Consider the following 2,447-nt stretch of genomic DNA (forward strand, 5'->3'; position numbering starts at 1 on the left):
CGGCTCTCCCCCGTGGGCACGGGCTTGGCGTCCAGGTCGCGGAAGAACTTCTTCATCGCCTCCCCGGCCGCGGGCATCAGGCCGACGAAGCCCAGGGCCTTCTGCGCGGTCGTGGGCTGCTTCGCCGGCCGTCCCGCCAGCCAGTCGCCCGGGTCGCGGAAGACCACGACCTCGCCCCTGTCGGGTTCCGAGCCGAACCACGGGGTGAGCTTGTCGACCAGCACCCGGTCGTCCACCTGGAGGGTGTTCTGCATCGAGCCCGACGGGATCAGGAACGCCTGGAGCAGGAACGTCTTGATCAGGAAGGCCAGTACGAGGGCGATCCCCGCGAGGAACGGCAGCTCGACCCAGAGGGGGCGGCGTCGTTTCTGGGTACGGCCCGATGCCGGGGCGCCCTCGTCCGGAGGGTTCCCCTCCGCGTCGGATAGCTCCTCGGTCGCCAAGTCGCTCATGTCCACCCTGACTTCGTCGTGTCTCCGTTGACCTGTGTCGTCTGCACGGACCCTATGCCCCGGGGGTGTACGGGAGGTGGCCGTCGACCGCTCTTCACTCCGTACGGGTGACCCGGCGGCCCGCCGTCAGGAGGCCGGCTGGTCGCGATCCTGCTGAGCAAGGAGGTAGCCGGCCTGGAAACGGCTCTCCGCGCCCAGGGCGGCCATCACATCGGCGACGTGGCGGCGGCAGCTGCGGACCGACAGGCCGAGGCGGCGGGCGATCGCCGCGTCGGTGAGGCCCTCCGTGAGCAGGCGGACGATGGTCTGCTTCAGCTCGTCGGAGATGTCCATGATGGTCTGCCGGTCCCACTCCGTCTCGAACGGCAGGGCCTCCAGCCACAGCCGTTCGTACGCCCCCACCATGAACGCGACCACGTGCGGTTCACGGATCAGGACCGCCGCGTGCGGGTCGTCCGGCACCGGGATGACCGCCGTCGCCCGGTCGAAGACGAGCATGCGCATGAACTCGTCGTCCAGGGTGCGGACCTGGGCGCCCAGCCGGCCGACCCGCTCCACATAGGCGCAGGTTCCCGAGGAGAAACGGGCCGTGTGCTGGTACAGGACGCGCATCCGGACGCCGCGGCGCAGGAGTTCCTCGTCCCGGGCCACCGCCTCCTCCAGGACCTCGGCGCGCCGGCCGCCGCCCGGCTGCGCCGTCATGACCTCGCGCTCACAGGTCCGGCCCAGCTCCGTGATGGCCTCCCGCACCGCGCGCAGGTCGGTGAGCAGCTCCACGTACTCCGCCTGCCGCAGGTGCGTGAGCCGGAGCAGGTGGGACTCGTACAGCGGCATGAAGGCCATCAGCTGTTCGCGGGTGCGCTCCATGTGCTGGCGGCGGGCCCGCATCTCGCGTTCCAGCGGTCCCAGGGTGCGCTGGACGGCCTCGTCCGGTGCCACCGGGAGCACGGCCCGCTCCGGGGTCCGGCGCAGCAGGCCCATGTCGAGGAGGGCCGAGACGGCCGACTCCACCCGGGCGGGCGGCAGGTCCAGTTCCGCCGCGAGGTCGGCGGGGTGCGCCGGCGGGTGGGCCGGGTCCCGGGCCAGGAGACAGGTGTAGACGCGGGTCAGGGGGTCGTCGGGGGAGTTCTCGGTGGTCTCCGAGAGGGGCGCGGGAAGGGCCGCTGGAAGGGGCGCGGAGATCGGTGGGGCCGCTGCGGCGATCGCGGCCAAGGCCGTGGTTTCCGGCGTCTCGGCGTCGCCATGAGCCCGCTCGATGTCTGGTATCGCCACCCTTACCCCCGTTTGTGACAGCGTCCTCTTGCTGCCATGCAGCCTAATGAGCCATGCACTCCGCCCCATAGTCATGCCGTCGTCGATACGTTCGTACCACCGCCCACAAGGTCAAAGCGCACCAAGCTCGCACAGCCCGCGAAGCTCGTAAGCAACTGCAGAAATCCATGAATCACCCACTCCTTGCGGAAGCGGAAAGAGAGCACACGACATGAAGCGGCGGATCCGCACCACCCTCCTCACCACCCTGGTCGTCGGCCTCGCCGGCCTCGGCACCGTCACCGCCGAGCGGATCACCGCCGGCACCGACGACACCGGCTGGGGCGCGGCCGTCCTCACCGGCGCCTACGACACCGGCTGGGGCGCCCCGGCCGCCGGCGCGGGCACCGACGACACCGGCTGGGGGTGACCCGATGACCCTGCTCGACTGCACCCTGCGCACCGGCGGACGGCTCACCGGCGGATCCGTACCCCTCGCGCTGGCCGCCGACTACCTCGCGGTCTGCGCGCGGCTCGGCATCGACGTCATCGAGCTGGGCAGCGTCCACGACCCCGCCGACCGCTCCGCCCCGCGCGGCGCGCTGCTGCCGGTCCCGCTCCCCGAGCGCTACGGCCCCCGTTTCTCCGTCCTCCTCGACGCCGCCCGCCTGCCCGCCACGGACGCCGCCGCCACGGCCTCCGCCGGGCGGATCGCCGACGCCCTCGCCGCCGGGCCCGTCTCCG

General features: G+C 72.1%; 4 protein-coding genes. 2 read left to right on the plus strand and 2 right to left on the minus strand.

The window, feature by feature from the left end; all coding sequences use genetic code 11:
* Both lepB and CCN56_RS29135 read right to left on the minus strand, forming a co-directional pair.
* On the minus strand, nucleotides 1–452 hold a 452-nt coding region (lepB, locus tag CCN56_RS29130), incomplete at its 3' end, for a signal peptidase I (protein ID WP_107484239.1).
* A 126-nt stretch (nucleotides 453–578) separates the two neighbouring features.
* Nucleotides 579–1,724: a LuxR family transcriptional regulator gene (locus CCN56_RS29135; RefSeq protein WP_256962222.1), complete on the minus strand. Its 1,146-nt coding sequence runs from the start codon at nucleotides 1,722–1,724 to the stop codon at nucleotides 579–581.
* Between the two features lie 211 nt (nucleotides 1,725–1,935).
* On the opposite strand from CCN56_RS29135, the gene CCN56_RS29140 reads away from it, so the two are divergent.
* Together CCN56_RS29140 and CCN56_RS29145 are read left to right on the plus strand one after the other, a co-directional pair.
* Nucleotides 1,936–2,133, plus strand: a complete 198-nt coding sequence (locus tag CCN56_RS29140) for a hypothetical protein (protein ID WP_086830956.1) — start codon at nucleotides 1,936–1,938, stop codon at nucleotides 2,131–2,133.
* A gap of 4 nt (nucleotides 2,134–2,137) precedes the next feature.
* On the plus strand, nucleotides 2,138–2,447 hold a 310-nt coding region (locus CCN56_RS29145; protein WP_218779462.1), incomplete at its 3' end, for a hypothetical protein.

It is taken from the genome of Streptomyces sp. NRRL B-24572, assembly GCF_002156145.1.
In the GTDB taxonomy this organism is placed as follows: Bacteria; Actinomycetota; Actinomycetes; order Streptomycetales; family Streptomycetaceae; genus Streptomyces; species Streptomyces vietnamensis.

Excerpts from the sequence above, each read along its gene's own strand:
- CCN56_RS29140 (WP_086830956.1), top strand. The coding sequence starts at position 1,936 with ATGAAGCGGCGGATCCGCACCACCCTCCTCACCACCCTGGTCGTCGGC.